At 48.9% G+C, this 15,868-nt stretch carries 12 protein-coding genes; 11 read left to right on the forward strand and 1 reads right to left on the reverse strand.

Annotated features, from left to right (window positions below):
- Positions 1–194 precede the first annotated feature (194 nt).
- Complete coding sequence (ycaO, locus tag J1781_RS16625; RefSeq protein WP_217139093.1) at positions 195–1,958, reverse strand: 30S ribosomal protein S12 methylthiotransferase accessory factor YcaO; 1,764 nt, start codon at positions 1,956–1,958, stop codon at positions 195–197.
- A 497-nt stretch (positions 1,959–2,455) separates the two neighbouring features.
- Between ycaO and serC the strand changes: the two genes are divergently transcribed.
- From serC to J1781_RS16680, 11 genes are all read left to right on the forward strand, one after another.
- Complete coding sequence (gene serC / locus J1781_RS16630) at positions 2,456–3,541, forward strand: 3-phosphoserine/phosphohydroxythreonine transaminase (protein WP_129952488.1); 1,086 nt, start codon at positions 2,456–2,458, stop codon at positions 3,539–3,541.
- Positions 3,542–3,645: 104 nt separating this feature from the next.
- Positions 3,646–4,929: a 3-phosphoshikimate 1-carboxyvinyltransferase gene (gene aroA / locus J1781_RS16635; protein ID WP_129952784.1), complete on the forward strand. Its 1,284-nt coding sequence runs from the start codon at positions 3,646–3,648 to the stop codon at positions 4,927–4,929.
- Between the two features lie 197 nt (positions 4,930–5,126).
- Entirely contained in the window at positions 5,127–5,825 is a 699-nt protein-coding gene (gene cmk / locus J1781_RS16640; RefSeq protein ID WP_129952489.1) for a (d)CMP kinase, read from the forward strand.
- 156 nt (positions 5,826–5,981) lie between these two features.
- Positions 5,982–7,655 (forward strand): 30S ribosomal protein S1, encoded by a 1,674-nt coding sequence (rpsA, locus tag J1781_RS16645; RefSeq protein WP_095925166.1) that lies wholly within the window; start codon positions 5,982–5,984, stop codon positions 7,653–7,655.
- Positions 7,656–7,715: 60 nt separating this feature from the next.
- Complete coding sequence (gene ihfB / locus J1781_RS16650; RefSeq protein ID WP_013574835.1) at positions 7,716–8,000, forward strand: integration host factor subunit beta; 285 nt, start codon at positions 7,716–7,718, stop codon at positions 7,998–8,000.
- A gap of 239 nt (positions 8,001–8,239) precedes the next feature.
- Positions 8,240–10,519 (forward strand): ComEC family protein, encoded by a 2,280-nt coding sequence (locus J1781_RS16655; protein ID WP_269154563.1) that lies wholly within the window; start codon positions 8,240–8,242, stop codon positions 10,517–10,519.
- A 38-nt stretch (positions 10,520–10,557) separates the two neighbouring features.
- Complete coding sequence (gene msbA, locus J1781_RS16660; protein ID WP_129952491.1) at positions 10,558–12,306, forward strand: lipid A ABC transporter ATP-binding protein/permease MsbA; 1,749 nt, start codon at positions 10,558–10,560, stop codon at positions 12,304–12,306.
- Complete coding sequence (gene lpxK, locus J1781_RS16665; protein WP_129952492.1) at positions 12,303–13,292, forward strand: tetraacyldisaccharide 4'-kinase; 990 nt, start codon at positions 12,303–12,305, stop codon at positions 13,290–13,292. Before msbA ends, lpxK begins: the two co-directional genes overlap by 4 nt.
- Before the next feature lie 351 nt (positions 13,293–13,643).
- The gene (gene cspE, locus J1781_RS16670; RefSeq protein WP_129952493.1) at positions 13,644–13,853 is read left to right on the forward strand and encodes a transcription antiterminator/RNA stability regulator CspE; all 210 of its coding nucleotides are present in this window, start codon (positions 13,644–13,646) and stop codon (positions 13,851–13,853) included.
- A 261-nt stretch (positions 13,854–14,114) separates the two neighbouring features.
- Positions 14,115–14,327 (forward strand): cold-shock protein, encoded by a 213-nt coding sequence (locus J1781_RS16675; RefSeq protein WP_095922608.1) that lies wholly within the window; start codon positions 14,115–14,117, stop codon positions 14,325–14,327.
- A 95-nt stretch (positions 14,328–14,422) separates the two neighbouring features.
- Positions 14,423–15,646 carry a winged helix-turn-helix domain-containing protein gene (locus J1781_RS16680; protein ID WP_217139096.1) on the forward strand — a complete coding sequence of 408 codons (1,224 nt, stop codon included), beginning with the start codon at positions 14,423–14,425 and terminating at the stop codon, positions 15,644–15,646.
- Positions 15,647–15,868: the final 222 nt, after the last annotated feature.

The following is a 15,868-nucleotide window of genomic DNA, read 5'->3' on the forward strand; positions in this document are numbered from 1 at the left end:
CTATTTTTACCGTGAAAAAGACAGGCGGGTATTATTTTGCGCAGAATTACACGTCATTTTAGTTGCCGAGTCAAACTTTTGTGCATAAATAGAACAGCAAAAGTTTAGGCTTTTTAGTGAACGGATGCTGGCTCTATAAATAAAAAACCGGCAGTAAATCCTGCCGGTTTTAAAGGATTCATCGTGTCAGTGGATCAGGCTTTCGACCAGTGGCGACGTTTGGCGACTTGCAGCTTTTCATATGCGCCAAGCAGCGCCTGATGGGCAGGTAATGCTTTCAGCTCAGGGTCGACAGCAAACAAACTGTGGAAACGGACTTCTCCACTGATAGCCGCTGAAGCATCCTCAACCGCTTTCTGACCATACATTTTCACGAAAGCGTTATAGTACTGAGCCGGCTCGCGTTCTGCTTCCAGAGAGAGTTGCAGCAGGGTTTGCAGGCAGCGGTAATAATTGTTGCGCTCATCGCTGTAAACAGAAGAGTTGAACTCATGCGACCATTCAGCCCACGTCAGCGCCTGATCCAAATCACCACCGGCCAGTGCCAACATAGATTTCAGCTCACCGACACGTAAGGTATACCAGCCGTTGTCTTTGCCGCTGGCAATACCCAGCAGTTCACGAACACGGGTAAAATCATCCAGACCTTCATCATCAAGCTGTGTGATCATCTCAAGATAGGTTTCTTTTGGCAGATCACTGTCTGGTAATGCCAGCAGTTGATCACGCAGATGCGCACCCATGCTGTTATTTGCCAGCAGTAAATCTTCAGCAGGATAAATGTCAGACATGCCCGGAACGATAATACGGCAGGCATAAACATCCAGATGCTCGTAATCGGCGATATACACTTCAGCATCTTCTTTATCGAAGATAGCCATGAGGGTCGCAAATTCTTCTTCAGTGGTACCGCTGAAGCTCCAGTCAGCAAACGGATAGTCGGCGTCCTGCTTGAACATATCCCACGAAATCAGACCGCTTGAATCGATGAAATGGGTTTCAAGGTTGGCATGTTCGGCAACTTCTTCATCGTCGAAAGTCGGTGCGGTGAAGACATCCAGATCTTTCAGGCTGCGGCCCTGCAGCAGCTCAGTCACCGTACGTTCCAGTGCTACGCCAAAATCAGGGTGTGCGCCAAAGGAGGCGAAACAGGTGCCGTTAGCCGGATTGAACAGAACCACACAAATGACCGGATAATTGCCGCCCAGCGAGGCGTCATAAGAAAGGATAGGGAAACCTTCTTCTTCCAGTTTTGCGATGGCTTCAACCACACCAGGATAGCGCGCCAGAACCTCCGAAGGGATTTCAGGCAGACTAATTGATTCAGCAATAATACGGTTTTTCACATAACGCTCGAAGACTTCTGACAGCCCCTGTACCCGAGCTTCATTGGCAGTGTTGCCTGCTGACATGCCGTTGGAAACGTAGAGATTACCGATGATATTCATCGGAATATAAACAGTTTGCAGATCCGACTGACGGGTAAACGGCAGGGCACAAATACCACGATCAGGATTGCCGGATTGCAGGTCGATCAGATCACTGGCCACCAGTTCTTTATCGGCATCATAAAATGCATGCAGGCGCTCATCCAGAATACCCACCGGCAGGCTGTCGTCTTCCGGAAGCGGGAACCACTTCTCGTTCGGATAATGAACGAAATCACCCTTAGCGATTTCTTTGCCCAGATAGAAATCCGCGAAGAAATAGTTAGTCGACAGACGCTCAAAGTATTCACCCAAAGCAGAAGCCAGTGCGGCTTTCTTGCTGGCACCTTTACCGTTGGTGAAGCACAGCGGGCAGTCGCGATCGCGAATGTGCACTGACCAGACGTGGGGAACCGGATTCAGCCACGAAGCTTCTTCGATATTAAAGCCAAGATCGGTGAGTTTTTGTTGGAAGCGGGAAATGGAGTCTTCCAGCGCCGCGTCTTTACCAGGAATAAAAGTTTGGGTCATTGAGTTCACTTTTGAGCGTGCTAAAAACGCGCAATGATACGGGGTTTTGCGCATGAGCTCCATGTATTCGTGTTAAGAATGTAATCGCGTTGTAACGCGCTTAGCTTATCGGCGAATCTGGTAACCACTGGCGGATCTCTGCTTCAGACAGCATGAAGATGTCGGACCGGGGAGGTCGGCAGGTATAATGGTTAGAGGACGCTTATGCTCACGATGCCTGTCATCGGTGTAGCCTGATTAAATCCTTCAAAGTCGGGTAAAAGCTGCTTATTCAAGGTGCCAGAATATCACCTGGGTGAGGGCGCTGAGCACGGTGCGGGTGTGAACAGATAATCCTGTAAAATCAGCTTTCCAGGGAGGAATGAACCTTGTGACCAACTTCTCATCGCTGTTTATCAGTTCATGATCAATAACCGTTGCAGACTGCTTGTCCCGGATGATAAAACCGTTAAATTAATGATTACTATGTGGCTGTCTCAGAGAAGTGGTGAGGGGAAATGACTCAGGTTTATAATTTTAGTGCAGGCCCGGCAATGATCCCGGCTGAAGTGTTGCGTCGTGCAGAACAGGAACTTTGTAACTGGCACGGACTGGGTACCTCGGTGATGGAAATCAGTCACCGCAGCAAAGAATTTATCCAGGTGGCTGAAGAATCCGAAAAGGATATCCGTGACCTGCTGAATATTCCCTCGAACTATAAAGTGCTGTTCTGTCATGGTGGCGCACGTGCGCAATTTGCCGCAGTACCTATGAACCTTTTGGGCGATAAATCCTCCGCTGACTATATCGACGGTGGTTACTGGGCACACAGCGCAGTCAAAGAAGCGCAAAAATATTGCACGCCTAACGTGATTGACGTTAACGCCACGATCGATGGCAAACGTGGTATTTTGCCAATGAGCGAATGGAAACTGAGTGCAGATTCTGCCTACGTTCATTACTGTCCGAATGAAACCATTGATGGTATCGCTATCGATGAAATGCCTGATTTTGGTGACAAAATCGTGGTAGCCGATTATTCATCCTGCATCCTCTCCCGCCCGATTGATGTCAGCCGCTTTGGGGTAATTTATGCCGGTGCGCAGAAAAATATCGGTCCTGCGGGGCTGACCTTGGTTATCGTCCGCGAAGATCTGTTGGGTAAAGCGCGCACAGAATTGCCTTCTATCCTCGATTATACCGTTCTGGCTGAGAACGATTCTATGTTCAATACTCCGCCAACGTTCGCGTGGTATTTGTCAGGCATGGTGTTCAAATGGTTGAAAGAACAGGGTGGCCTGCGTGAGATGGAAAAACGCAACCGCGCAAAAGCCGAACTGTTGTATGGCGCCATTGACCATACCGGTTTCTATCGCAACCCTGTCGCCGATGCGAACCGTTCGTGGATGAACGTTCCTTTCCAGATGGCGGACGCCTCTCTGGATAAACTGTTCCTTGATCAGGCGCAGGAAGCGGGTCTGCATGCATTAAAAGGCCATCGTGTGGCTGGTGGTATGCGCGCATCTATTTATAATGCGATGCCTGTTGAAGGCGTAAAAGCACTGACCGACTTTATGGCTGAATTCGAAAAACGTCACGGTTAAGTGTGCTGGCTTCCGGGCCCGCAGAATGCTTGAGTAAGAAGCCTTAAAAATGACCCCGGCTCAATGTCCGGGGTCATTTTATGAAAAAAAGAATTGGAGAAAGCGTGGAATCCCTGACATTACAACCTGTTGCGCTGGTTAACGGCAGCATCAATTTACCGGGCTCAAAAAGTGTTTCTAATCGCGCACTTTTGCTGGCTGCTTTTGCACAGGGCACTACCCGCCTGACTAACCTGCTCGACAGCGACGATGTGCGCCATATGCTGACAGCACTGACTCAGTTGGGCGTCACGCATCATTTATCTGCGTCCAGGACAGAGTGTGAAATCGAAGGTCTGGGCACGGCTTTTTCCAATGCTAAAGGTCTGGAGCTGTTTCTGGGGAATGCCGGTACCGCTATGCGTCCGCTGGCTGCGGCGTTGTGCCTGGGTGAGCAGGATGTGGTGCTGACCGGTGAGCCGCGCATGAAAGAGCGTCCGATCGGGCATCTGGTCGATGCGCTTCGTCAGGGCGGTGCACAGATTGATTACCTTGAGCAGGAAAACTATCCGCCTCTTCGCCTGCGCGGTGGCTTTAGTGGTGGTGACGTCAGTGTCGATGGCAGCGTTTCAAGCCAGTTCCTGACGGCGCTGTTGATGACAGCCCCGCTGGCAGGTAACGACACTACCATTCAGATTAAAGGTGAACTGGTTTCCAAACCTTATATCGATATCACGCTGAACCTGATGAAAACCTTTGGTATTGACGTCGAAAATCACGGATACCAGAAATTCAGCATCAAAGGCCGTCAGCAGTATGTGTCTCCGGGTTCCTATCTGGTCGAAGGCGATGCGTCTTCTGCGTCCTATTTTCTGGCCGCTGCGGCGATTAAGGGCGGTACGGTTCGCGTGACCGGAATCGGCAAAAACAGTATGCAGGGCGATATTCGTTTTGCAGATGTACTGGAAAAAATGGGTGCGACTATCCACTGGGCTGAGGATTACATCGAATGTACCCGCGGTGAACTTAAAGGCATTGATATGGATATGAACCATATTCCGGATGCAGCAATGACCATTGCTACTGCGGCGTTGTTTGCCGAAGGTCCGACGACGCTACGTAATATTTATAACTGGCGTGTTAAAGAGACTGATCGACTGACGGCGATGGCGACTGAGTTGCGTAAGGTCGGAGCAACAGTGGAAGAGGGCGAAGATTACATTCGCATTGATCCGCCTCATTCGCTGAGGTCTGCCGACATTGGCACCTATAATGATCACCGGATGGCGATGTGTTTTTCGCTGGTGGCCTTATCTGATACGCCGGTGACCATTCTTGATCCGAAGTGTACCGCGAAAACGTTCCCTGACTATTTTGAACGTCTGGCAGCAATCAGCACACTGGCATAACTTTTCACGAGGTTGCCCTTGTATAAACGGACATCCAGGATGTCCGTTTTTTTATTTTTCAGGCTCAGAACCGTCCGCTTTTTAGGCAACTGAAAAATGTGGGGTAACAGTTGCAGCAAAGGCAGCGTATAATGCCGCTCCTGAATTAGTCCTGTGAGACTAATGAAGCGGGTATCCCCCACCGAAAGGAGACAAAAATGACGGCTTTAGCCCCGGTAATCACCGTTGATGGGCCAAGTGGTGCAGGCAAAGGTACGTTGTGTAAAGCGCTTGCCGAGGCCTTTAACTGGCATCTGCTGGATTCCGGCGCGATTTACCGCGTTTTGGCGCTGGCAGCTTTGCATCATCAGGTTGATATTGTCTCAGAAGAGGCGTTAGTTCCGCTTGCCGCACATCTCGACGTTCGTTTTGTGGCTCAGGACGGGCAATTGCACGTTATTTTAGAAGGTGAGGATGTTACCAATGAAATCCGCACCGAAACGGTAGGCAATACTGCGTCTCAGGCGGCGGCGTTCCCCCGTGTTCGTGAGGCATTATTGCGCAGGCAGCGCGCATTTCGCGATGCGCCGGGTCTGATTGCTGATGGCCGCGATATGGGTACGGTGGTTTTCCCTGATGCACCGGTGAAGATATTTCTGGATGCCAGTTCGGAAGAACGTGCAAACAGAAGAATGCTACAGTTGCAGGAAAAAGGCTTTAGTGTTAACTTTGAACGGCTTTTAGCCGAGATCAAAGAACGCGATGACCGTGATCGTAACAGGCCTATCGCGCCTTTAGTGGCTGCTTCCGATGCACTGTTGCTGGATTCAACCAGTATGTCTATCGACGAAGTCATCGAAAAAGCACTGGCTTATGCCACAGAAATTCTAGGATTACCGCAAAAACAAACCCGGTAATCTGGCCTTAATCTGGTGCTGAAGAATATTCAGTGCCGGTTTTGGCTATAGTTTTTTTTAACCTCGCCGCAAGGATCTGTAGCGGGGCATTTGAAACAACCCCATCCAGCAGGACGCCAGATGGACGTTAAACTTAAGAACCTAAAGATTATCAACATGACTGAATCTTTTGCTCAACTCTTTGAAGAATCCTTAAAAACAATCGAAACCCGTCCTGGTTCCATCGTTCGTGGTGTTGTTGTGTCTATCGACAAAGATATCGTACTGGTTGACGCCGGTCTGAAATCTGAGTCTGCAATCCCGGCAGAACAATTCAAAAACGCACAGGGCGAACTGGAAATCCAGGTTGGCGACGAAGTTGATGTTGCGCTGGACGCTGTTGAAGACGGCTTCGGTGAAACTCTGCTGTCCCGTGAAAAAGCTAAACGTCATGAAGCTTGGATCACGCTGGAAAAAGCTTACGAAGAATCTGCAACTGTTACCGGTGTTATCAACGGTAAAGTTAAAGGCGGTTTCACTGTTGAGCTGAACGGTATCCGTGCGTTCCTGCCAGGTTCACTGGTAGACGTTCGTCCTGTTCGCGACACGCTGCATCTCGAAGGCAAAGATCTTGAGTTCAAAGTCATCAAACTGGACCAGAAACGCAACAACGTTGTTGTTTCCCGTCGTGCAGTAATTGAGTCTGAGAACAGCGCAGAGCGCGATCAACTGCTGGAAAACCTGCAGGAAGGCATGGAAGTTAAAGGTATCGTTAAGAACCTCACTGACTACGGTGCATTCGTTGATCTGGGCGGCGTTGATGGCCTGCTGCACATCACTGACATGGCTTGGAAACGTGTTAAACACCCAAGCGAAATTGTTAATGTTGGCGATGAAATCACTGTTAAAGTTCTTAAATTTGACCGTGAACGTACCCGTGTATCACTGGGTCTGAAACAACTGGGCGAAGATCCTTGGGTCGCTATCGCTAAACGTTACCCAGAAGGTACTAAACTGACGGGTCGCGTGACTAACCTGACTGATTACGGCTGCTTCGTAGAAATCGAAGAAGGCGTTGAAGGTCTGGTTCACGTTTCTGAAATGGACTGGACTAACAAAAATATCCACCCATCTAAAGTGGTTAACGTGGGCGATGTTGTTGAAGTTATGGTTCTGGATATCGACGAAGAACGTCGTCGTATCTCCCTGGGCCTGAAACAATGCAAAAACAACCCATGGCAGCAATTCGCAGAGACCCACAACAAGAACGACCGTGTTGAAGGTAAAATCAAGTCAATCACTGACTTCGGTATCTTCATTGGTCTGGATGGCGGCATCGACGGCCTGGTTCACCTGTCTGACATCTCCTGGAACGTTGCAGGCGAAGAAGCAGTACGTGAATACAAAAAAGGCGACGAAATCGCAGCTGTGGTTCTGCAAGTTGATGCAGAACGTGAACGTATCTCCCTGGGCGTGAAGCAACTGGCTGAAGATCCATTCAATAACTACCTGTCTGTTAACAAGAAAGGTACTATTGTTACTGGTAAAGTCACAGCAGTTGACGCCAAAGGTGCTACAGTTGAATTAGCTGGCGGCGTAGAAGGTTACCTGCGCGCTTCAGAAGCTTCTCGCGACCGTATTGAAGACGCAACTCTGGTTCTGAGCGTTGGTGATGAAGTTGAAGCTAAATTCACCGGTGTTGATCGTAAGAACCGCGTAGTAAGCCTGTCCGTCCGTGCTAAGGACGAAGCAGACGAGAAAGATGCAATCGCTGTTGTTAACAACAAACCAGACGAAAGCAACTTCTCTAACGCTATGGCTGAAGCGTTCAAAGCGGCAAAAGGCGAGTAATGACGGGGGGCGGCTCAGTCGCCCCGAAACGGTAGTTTAGCTGCAAAGCTTGGAGGTACTATGACCAAGTCTGAACTTATTGAAAGACTTGCTGGCCAGCACTCTCATATCCCGGCGAAAGCTGTTGAGGATGCAGTGAAAGAGATGCTTGAGCATATGGCTGCAACCTTGGCTGATGGTGAACGCATCGAAATCCGTGGGTTTGGCAGTTTTTCTCTTCACTACCGTGCTCCGCGTGTTGGGCGCAACCCTAAAACTGGCGATAAAGTCGAGCTGGACGGCAAGTATGTTCCTCACTTTAAACCAGGTAAAGAGTTGCGCGACCGCGCGAATATTTACGGCTAAGGCTTGCGCCTGGACGTAAATGTCTGCCTATAGCGAACGTAAAACGGTACCTTTCCAGGTGCCGTTTTTTTTGCCTTACGACTAATGAATTGATCTCTCTTTCAATTCTGATCACAAAATATTTGCGTAACGTCTCCCAGCGTTTCGGTCTCCTGCTTGTCTCTTCTTCGCGTGAAAACCATACTCCGGCACGAAAATATGTCTGAACAACGTGAAGGAAGTAAAACATCAAAATCTCACTGGACGAGGCTGCTTTAGCGGTTATTGCCGGCATGATGCCGCTGCTCATTTTTTCTGAACTCCCCAGCGTTATTCAACGGGTTATGCTGTGTCTTTGTGCATTCTGTTGTTTCAGACTACATCACAGAATATTCAGCCTGATAGCGATCGGTCTGCTGAGTCTCAGTTGGGCTTCATTTCAGGGCGATATTCAACTTCATCAGATTTCAGCGCTTCAGGGCACAAAACGGCATGTTATCGCAGCGGTAGAAAGTATTAATCTCGGGAACACCAGCACGTCCTCTGTACTCTTCAAGATTGAAAAAGTTGAAGGTAAAATCCTCTTTCCACCGATCATGTTCCGCACTAACTGGGATGAGGGAGGGCAAGAACTTTTTGCGGGTCAGCGCTGGGATATGACCGTCAGCTTGCGTCCCGTCCATAGCATGCTCAATGAAGGCGGATTTGATGCCCAGCGCTGGGCGCTGGCTCAGCATGCGCCATTGACAGCAACGGTCCGCCACAGTCAGCCAGTTGACGCGAAAAGTTCGCTTCGTCAGCAGTTTATTCAGCGGGTGCAGCAGAAGATGCCGCTGATGGAAAATACGCCTGTGCTGATCGCACTGGCCTTTGGCGAAAAAGGATTAATAGAGAGGGCAGATAAGCTGCTGTTGCAACAGACGGGCATCGCCCATCTGGTGGCGATATCAGGTTTACATATCTCCGTGGCGGCATTATTCGGATGGTGGCTGGCACGTGGCATACAGTTTTTGATGCCGGTAAAGATGATTGACTATCGCTTTCCGTTATTGGTGAGCGTCGCTTTTCTGCTGACCTACACCTGGCTTTCCGGAGGCAACGCACCTGCAGTTCGTGCAGCGTTAGCGGTATCGATGTGGATCCTGCTGCGTCTGTTCCGTGTCCGCTGTCATCCGTGGCAGATATGGCTTTGGGTGGTTGCCATGCTTTTGCTGGCCGATCCTATGAATTTATTATCTGACAGTTTCTGGTTGTCATGCTTTGCCGTGGGGGCACTGGTTTTCTGGTTTCAGTGGGCACCTTTGCCGGCAATGTTTCAGCAGGCATGGTATTGGGCATTTTGCCGTTGGGGACATTTGCAGGTGGGGATGACGCTTCTACTCTGGCCCCTGCAGGTCTGGATTTTCCATGGCATGAACCTCTTTTCGTTTCCGGCCAATATGTGGGCCGTGCCGGTTGTTTCGCTGTTCACCGTCCCGCTGGTATTACTGGCCTTGTTGATGAGCGCCGTGCCCTATACATTAGGAGGTTACGTCCAGGCTGTGCTCTGGCAACTGGCTGACGTTACCCTGAGGCTGGCCCTGTGGGGGGTTAAAGCATTACCTGACGGCTGGACCCCATTGAGTGAATCCTTTCTGGTCGTGAGCCTGATGGGATGGCTGGTGCTATTGTGCTGGCGGATTTGCCCGTTGAGATATTGTTTTTCACTTTTGCTGTCTCTTTTCGCGATTTCTTTCGTCTGGATGAACAGAAATCCACCAGAGCGCTGGCGGATTGATATGCTTGATGTCGGGCACGGCTTGTCTGTTCTTATCAGCAAAAATGGCAAAGGTGTTCTTTATGATACCGGCAACAGGTGGGAAGGCGGATCAGCCGCTGAACAAAATATTATTCCGTTTTTAAACTGGAAGAATATCCAGCTGGAACAGATAATTATCAGTCATGATGACAAAGATCACCGGGGTGGGTTAACCGTATTGCAAAACCGATACCCTGCTGCCAGCGTACGTGAAAGTACCCTTTCTGATCAGCATCATCTGAAATGTATCGCGGGCGAGCAATGGCGGTGGCAGGGGTTGGATTTTGAAGTGTTGTGGCCAGAGAAAATGTCCGGCGATGCCCGGAATAACGACAGCTGTGTTATCCGCATTGATGATGGTTCATTCAGTTTGCTGCTGACCGGCGATATTGAAGCTGAAACGGAAAAAGCGCTGGTCAGGAAGTTGCGAAACACATTACGAGCCACGGCACTTCAGGTCCCTCATCATGGCAGCAATACTTCATCGATACCCCCTTTTCTACGGGCAGTCAAGCCGGTTATCGTACTGGCATCAGCCTCCCGTTTTAATAAATGGCATCTGCCGGCACATAAAGTTGTTAGCAGATACAACAAAGCGCGTTATGACTGGCATTCAACATCTGTATCGGGTCAACTCAGCCTCTTCATTTTTGATGATTATTGGACAATTAAAGGCTTACGCGAGCAATTAATCCCCCGTTGGTACCACCGCCAGTTTGGAGTATCTGCAGATAATGAGTAGAATAGACCGCTATTTCTTTCGATGCTGGTTGATATTGCATGATGAACGATAAAGATCTCTCCACATGGCAGACATTCCGTCGTCTGTGGCCGATGATCACACCTTTTAAAGCCGGGCTGATCGCTGCGGCTATTGCGCTGGTCGCAAACGCCGCCAGTGATACTTTCATGCTGTCTTTGCTGAAGCCGCTACTTGATGACGGTTTTGGTAAAGCTGACCGCTCCATACTACTCTGGATGCCCCTGGTCGTTATCGGTCTGATGATTGTGCGCGGTATCAGTGGCTATATTTCGAGTTACTGCATTTCATGGGTTTCGGGCAAAGTCGTGATGCATATGCGTCGCCGTCTGTTTGGTCACATGATGAGAATGCCCGTGGCATTCTTTGACCAGCAATCCACGGGTACCTTACTTTCCCGTATTACTTATGATTCCGAGCAGGTCGCGTCTTCGTCTTCCAGTGCGCTGGTGACTGTTGTACGAGAGGGGGCGTCAATCATTGGTCTGTTTGTGATGATGTTCTATTACAGCTGGCAGCTTTCTGTAATCCTGTTAGTGATTGCGCCGATTGTTTCTGTTGTTATCCGCGTGGTGTCTAAACGATTCCGTAATATCAGTAAGACAATGCAAAACACCATGGGGCAGGTGACGACCAGTGCAGAACAGATGCTGAAAGGGCATAAAGAAGTATTGATCTTCGGTGGTCAGAAAGTTGAAACCGCGCGTTTTGATAAAGTGAGTAACCGTATGCGCCAGCAAGGTATGCGCATGGTTTCCGCCTCTTCAATTTCAGACCCGATTATTCAGTTGATCGCTTCTCTGGCACTGGCATTTGTGTTGTATGCGGCAAGCTTCCCGTCGGTGATGGAAACGCTTAGTGCGGGTACTATCACCGTTGTGTTCTCTTCTATGATTGCCCTGATGCGCCCCTTGAAGTCACTGACTAACGTGAACTCCCAGTTCCAGCGCGGTATGGCAGCTTGTCAGACGCTGTTCTCCATTCTGGATATGGAACAGGAAAAAGATGAGGGCAAACTGGAAGTCAAACGCGTAAAAGGTGATGTCGAGTTTAAAAACGTGACCTTCACTTATCCGGGGCGTGATATTCCTGCTTTGCGTAATATTTCCTTCAGCCTGCCGGAAGGCAAAACCGTTGCACTGGTTGGTCGCTCAGGTTCAGGAAAATCGACAATCGCGAATTTGCTGACCCGTTTCTATGACATTCAGGAAGGTGAAATCCTGATGGATGGCCATGATCTTCGGGAATATACGCTGTCGTCATTACGTGATCAGGTGGCCCTCGTTTCTCAGAACGTTCATCTGTTTAATGACACCATTGCCAATAATATCGCTTACGCCCGTACGGATATGTACTCCCGCGAAGAAATCGAAAAAGCGGCGACGATGGCTTACGCAATGGACTTTATCAGCAAAATGGATAAAGGGCTGGATACGGTCATTGGTGAAAATGGCGTTCTGCTCTCTGGTGGTCAGCGTCAGCGTATTGCTATTGCTCGTGCTTTATTGCGTGACTCACCGGTTTTGATACTTGATGAAGCGACATCGGCCCTTGATACCGAATCTGAGCGTGCTATTCAGGCTGCGTTGGATGAGCTGCAGAAAAACCGCACATCACTGGTGATCGCACACCGTTTATCTACTATCGAAAAGGCCGATGAGATTCTGGTAATCGAAGATGGTTGCGTGGTGGAACGTGGTTCTCATGCGAGCCTGCTTGAAGAGCGTGGTGTTTACTCACAACTCTACCGGATGCAATTTGGGCAATGATTGATCGTATCTGGTCAGGCAAATCACCGCTATATCTTGTACTCCTGCCTCTGGCATGGCTTTACGGTCTGATCGCGAATCTGATCCGTTATAGCTATAAAGCCGGGCTGAAAAAAAGCTGGCGGGCCCCGGTGCCCGTTGTGGTGGTCGGTAACCTGACCGCCGGAGGAAACGGTAAAACACCGGTGGTTATCTGGCTGGTTGAAACATTGCAACAGCATGGTTTTCGTGTTGGCGTTGTTTCTCGCGGTTACGGTGGGAAAGCGGAACGCTATCCGCTTCTCCTGAACGAGAATACGTCAACTGCGCAAGCGGGTGACGAACCTGTCCTGATCTTTCAAAGAACAGGGGCACCGGTTGCGGTGTCTCCTGTTCGCTCTGATGCCGTGAAGGCATTGCTTGCGGAGCATGAGCTTGACATCGTGATTACCGACGACGGGCTGCAGCATTATGCACTGCAGCGTGATATCGAAATTGTCGTCGTCGACGGTGTCCGCCGTTTTGGTAATGGTCACTGGTTACCTGCAGGCCCGATGCGTGAACGCGAATCGCGTCTGCGTTCAGTCGATGCGGTGATTACAAATGGTGGTACCGCACAGGCTGGTGAACTGGCCATGATCCTTGAGCCAGGTAAGGCGGTAAATTTGGCTACGGGAGAGCAGCGTGATGCCGGTAGCTTAAAAAATGTGGTTGCTATGGCGGGGATTGGACATCCGCCTCGTTTTTTTGCCACGCTTAGACAGCTAGGGGTTGTCCTGCAAAAGGAAATCGCTTTTTCTGATCATCGGACTTATTCCGCCACACTCCTTTCTGCCGTAATACAACCTGGCCAGACTCTCCTTATGACTGAAAAAGATGCGGTGAAATGCCGGGCTTTTGCGCAACCTGACTGGTGGTATTTGCCGGTTGAAGCAAAGATTACAGGGAGGAAAGCCGAGAAATTACTGCAAAAAATATCAGATCTGATTTTAGAAAAAAGGCCTTAAGTGCGCTGAATGACCTTAAAGCTGCACCTTGTATAAAAAAATTAAGCTGATTAAAATCCCCGTCCCCTCTGATTTTAAAGACTTATATTTTATTATGGCGTTAGAGTTCAGAATAATTACGCAGCGGGGGTTGCTATTGCTCTGAACTTATGAGTAAATGCATGCAGCCTGTGTTGCAGCGCTATTTATGTATGAGTGTAGAGTAAAGCAGTTCCTCCCAGACGTTATCTGTTTCCCCATGATTCCGCTTCCAAGACGAACCTTCTAAGTCCTCCCCATAAGTAATTGTCTGAACTATTGGCTCACATTGCCGAATGGCAGGATTTTATATTTCGTAAAAAGGTTTTAAATATGTCTAAGAAAAATGGTCAGGTTAAGTGGTTCAATGAAAGCAAAGGTTTTGGTTTTATTGAGCAAGCTGATGGCGGTAAGGATGTATTCGTACATTTCTCCGCAATCGCAACCGAGGGTTTCAAGACGTTGGCAGAAGGCCAGCGTGTAGAATACACCATTCAGGATAGCCCGCGCGGTCCTGCTGCTGCTAACGTTATTGCGCTCTGAAAAGAGACGAGCGTAATGATATGAAACAACGTTAATCGTTCATCATATTAGCAGCGCAAAACCCGCCGGATGGCGGGTTTTTCATACCTGAAAAGGTCAATGCGACGTGTATATGATGTCGCGAAAGTTATAAAAATAATCGTTAAAACTAATTCGCTCATTAGAGGTTTTTTATAAAAAAATAACTTAGCAATGGGCAAACGCATCCGAACAATAATAAAAAAGTGTGTTCATGGATGCCCAAAAGAAAGGATAGAAATTATGATGTTAAAAATGGGTTTAGTTAAATGGTACAACCAGGCTAAAGGCTACGGTTTTATTTGTCCGCTCGATGGTTCTTCTGAAATTTATGTTCAGCGTACTTCCATCGCAAATACGGGTAATAAATCTCTGAGTGCCGGTCAGAAGGTTGAGTTCACCACTTACCGCAGCGTAGCACACGGCCCTTCCGCGGCTGATGTTATTGCATTCTGAGTCCGGTTTTGTTGTTCACCGTTGAGTTGAATTTTACGCTCCGGTAAAAATATGCTATCGGTATCCGCAGTTAAATTGCTGCCACGGATACCGATATGTCTCACCCGGTTATATCTCTTGCTTCAGCCCGCGCCCTGCATTTATCTGCGCAAAATCTTCTTGAGCCTGTCACCCGAAAGCCTGTTGCAGCGGATGTCGTGGACACGATCCGTGATATGGGCTTACTGCAAATCGATACCATAAGTGTCGTTGCGCGTAGTCCTTATCTTGTGCTGTTTAGCCGCTTAGGTAATTACGATCCTCAGTGGCTGGAACAGGCACTCTCAGCAGGAAAAATATTCGAATATTGGGCACATGAGGCTTGTTTTATTCCCAGCGAAGATTACGGACTCCTGCGCCACCGGATGCTGAATCCTCAGGGAATGGGGTGGAAATTTTCGCAAGCCTGGTTTGATGAACATCAGACGGATATTGCGGCGCTGTTGAGCCATATTGCCGACAAGGGGCCTGTACGTTCGGCAGACTTCAGTGCAGACAAGAAGTCTGCCAGTGGCTGGTGGGACTGGAAGCCGCATAAAAAGCATCTGGAAACGTTGTTTACCACCGGGAAACTGATGGTGTCAGAGCGGCGTAATTTTCATCGGGTTTACGACCTTGCTGAACGGGTGATGCCAGGCTGGGACGATGCGAGCCAAACGCTTGAACAGGCCGTGGCGGAACAACAGATGCTGCGGCGTTCGGCGCAATATCTCGGCATCTTCAAACCTGAATGGCTGGCGGACTACTACCGCCTCAGGCGCGTGAATACCAAGGCTGTGATTGCACAATTGCTGGCAGATGAGGAGATTACACCGATCGAAGTGACCGGGCTCGAAGGTACTTATTATGTTCATCGCAAACAGTTTCCCCTCCTGCAACAAGCCATCAAATCACGGATCGGTTCAACCGTCACCACGCTGCTTTCACCGTTTGATCCGGTGGTATGGGATCGTAAACGTGTGTCGACGTTATTTAATTTCGAATACCGGATCGAATGTTATACCCCACAAGCAAAACGCCAGTATGGATATTTCACACTTCCCTTATTGCAGCGCGGTGAGCTGATTGGCAGGGTGGATGCAAAAATGCATCGCAAAGAAAAAATACTGGAAGTGAAAAGCCTGCATCTTGAGCCGGATGTCACGATGGCTTCACGAAGGGCAAAAGATATACACGGAGCAATCAGCCGTTTTGCACAGTGGCAGGGAGCTGAAAAAGTCAAAATCGTGAATGTACCTGAAACGCTAACGGCGCTTTGGGGAAAAGACTGGCAGATTTGAGGTTATAAAATGAAACGGCTGCATCAGGCAGCCGTTATTTCACGATGATTGCAGGTGACATTCAGCTTAGTGGCTGAAGTTAGCGAACATAGCGATGATTTTGTTAATGGTTTTCATTTTTAGAGCTCATGTTTAGGGTTGATAGTGTGACTTGCATCACAGAAAAAATTCTACTCCCACAAATTGGGCAACGCAATCCTCCCACGAAGATATTTTTTTACA

This window comes from Rahnella perminowiae (genome assembly GCF_019049695.1).
In the GTDB taxonomy this organism is placed as follows: domain Bacteria; phylum Pseudomonadota; class Gammaproteobacteria; order Enterobacterales; family Enterobacteriaceae; genus Rahnella; species Rahnella perminowiae.

Excerpts from the sequence above, each read along its gene's own strand:
- msbA (WP_129952491.1), top strand. The coding sequence starts at position 10,558 with ATGATGAACGATAAAGATCTCTCCACATGGCAGACATTCCGTCGTCTG.
- cspE (WP_129952493.1), top strand. The coding sequence starts at position 13,644 with ATGTCTAAGAAAAATGGTCAGGTTAAGTGGTTCAATGAAAGCAAAGGT.
- J1781_RS16675 (WP_095922608.1), top strand. The coding sequence starts at position 14,115 with ATGATGTTAAAAATGGGTTTAGTTAAATGGTACAACCAGGCTAAAGGC.
- J1781_RS16680 (WP_217139096.1), top strand. The coding sequence starts at position 14,423 with ATGTCTCACCCGGTTATATCTCTTGCTTCAGCCCGCGCCCTGCATTTA.
- ihfB (WP_013574835.1), top strand. The coding sequence starts at position 7,716 with ATGACCAAGTCTGAACTTATTGAAAGACTTGCTGGCCAGCACTCTCAT.
- cmk (WP_129952489.1), top strand. The coding sequence starts at position 5,127 with ATGACGGCTTTAGCCCCGGTAATCACCGTTGATGGGCCAAGTGGTGCA.
- serC (WP_129952488.1), top strand. The coding sequence starts at position 2,456 with ATGACTCAGGTTTATAATTTTAGTGCAGGCCCGGCAATGATCCCGGCT.
- lpxK (WP_129952492.1), top strand. The coding sequence starts at position 12,303 with ATGATTGATCGTATCTGGTCAGGCAAATCACCGCTATATCTTGTACTC.
- rpsA (WP_095925166.1), top strand. The coding sequence starts at position 5,982 with ATGACTGAATCTTTTGCTCAACTCTTTGAAGAATCCTTAAAAACAATC.
- ycaO (WP_217139093.1), bottom strand. The coding sequence starts at position 1,958 with ATGACCCAAACTTTTATTCCTGGTAAAGACGCGGCGCTGGAAGACTCC.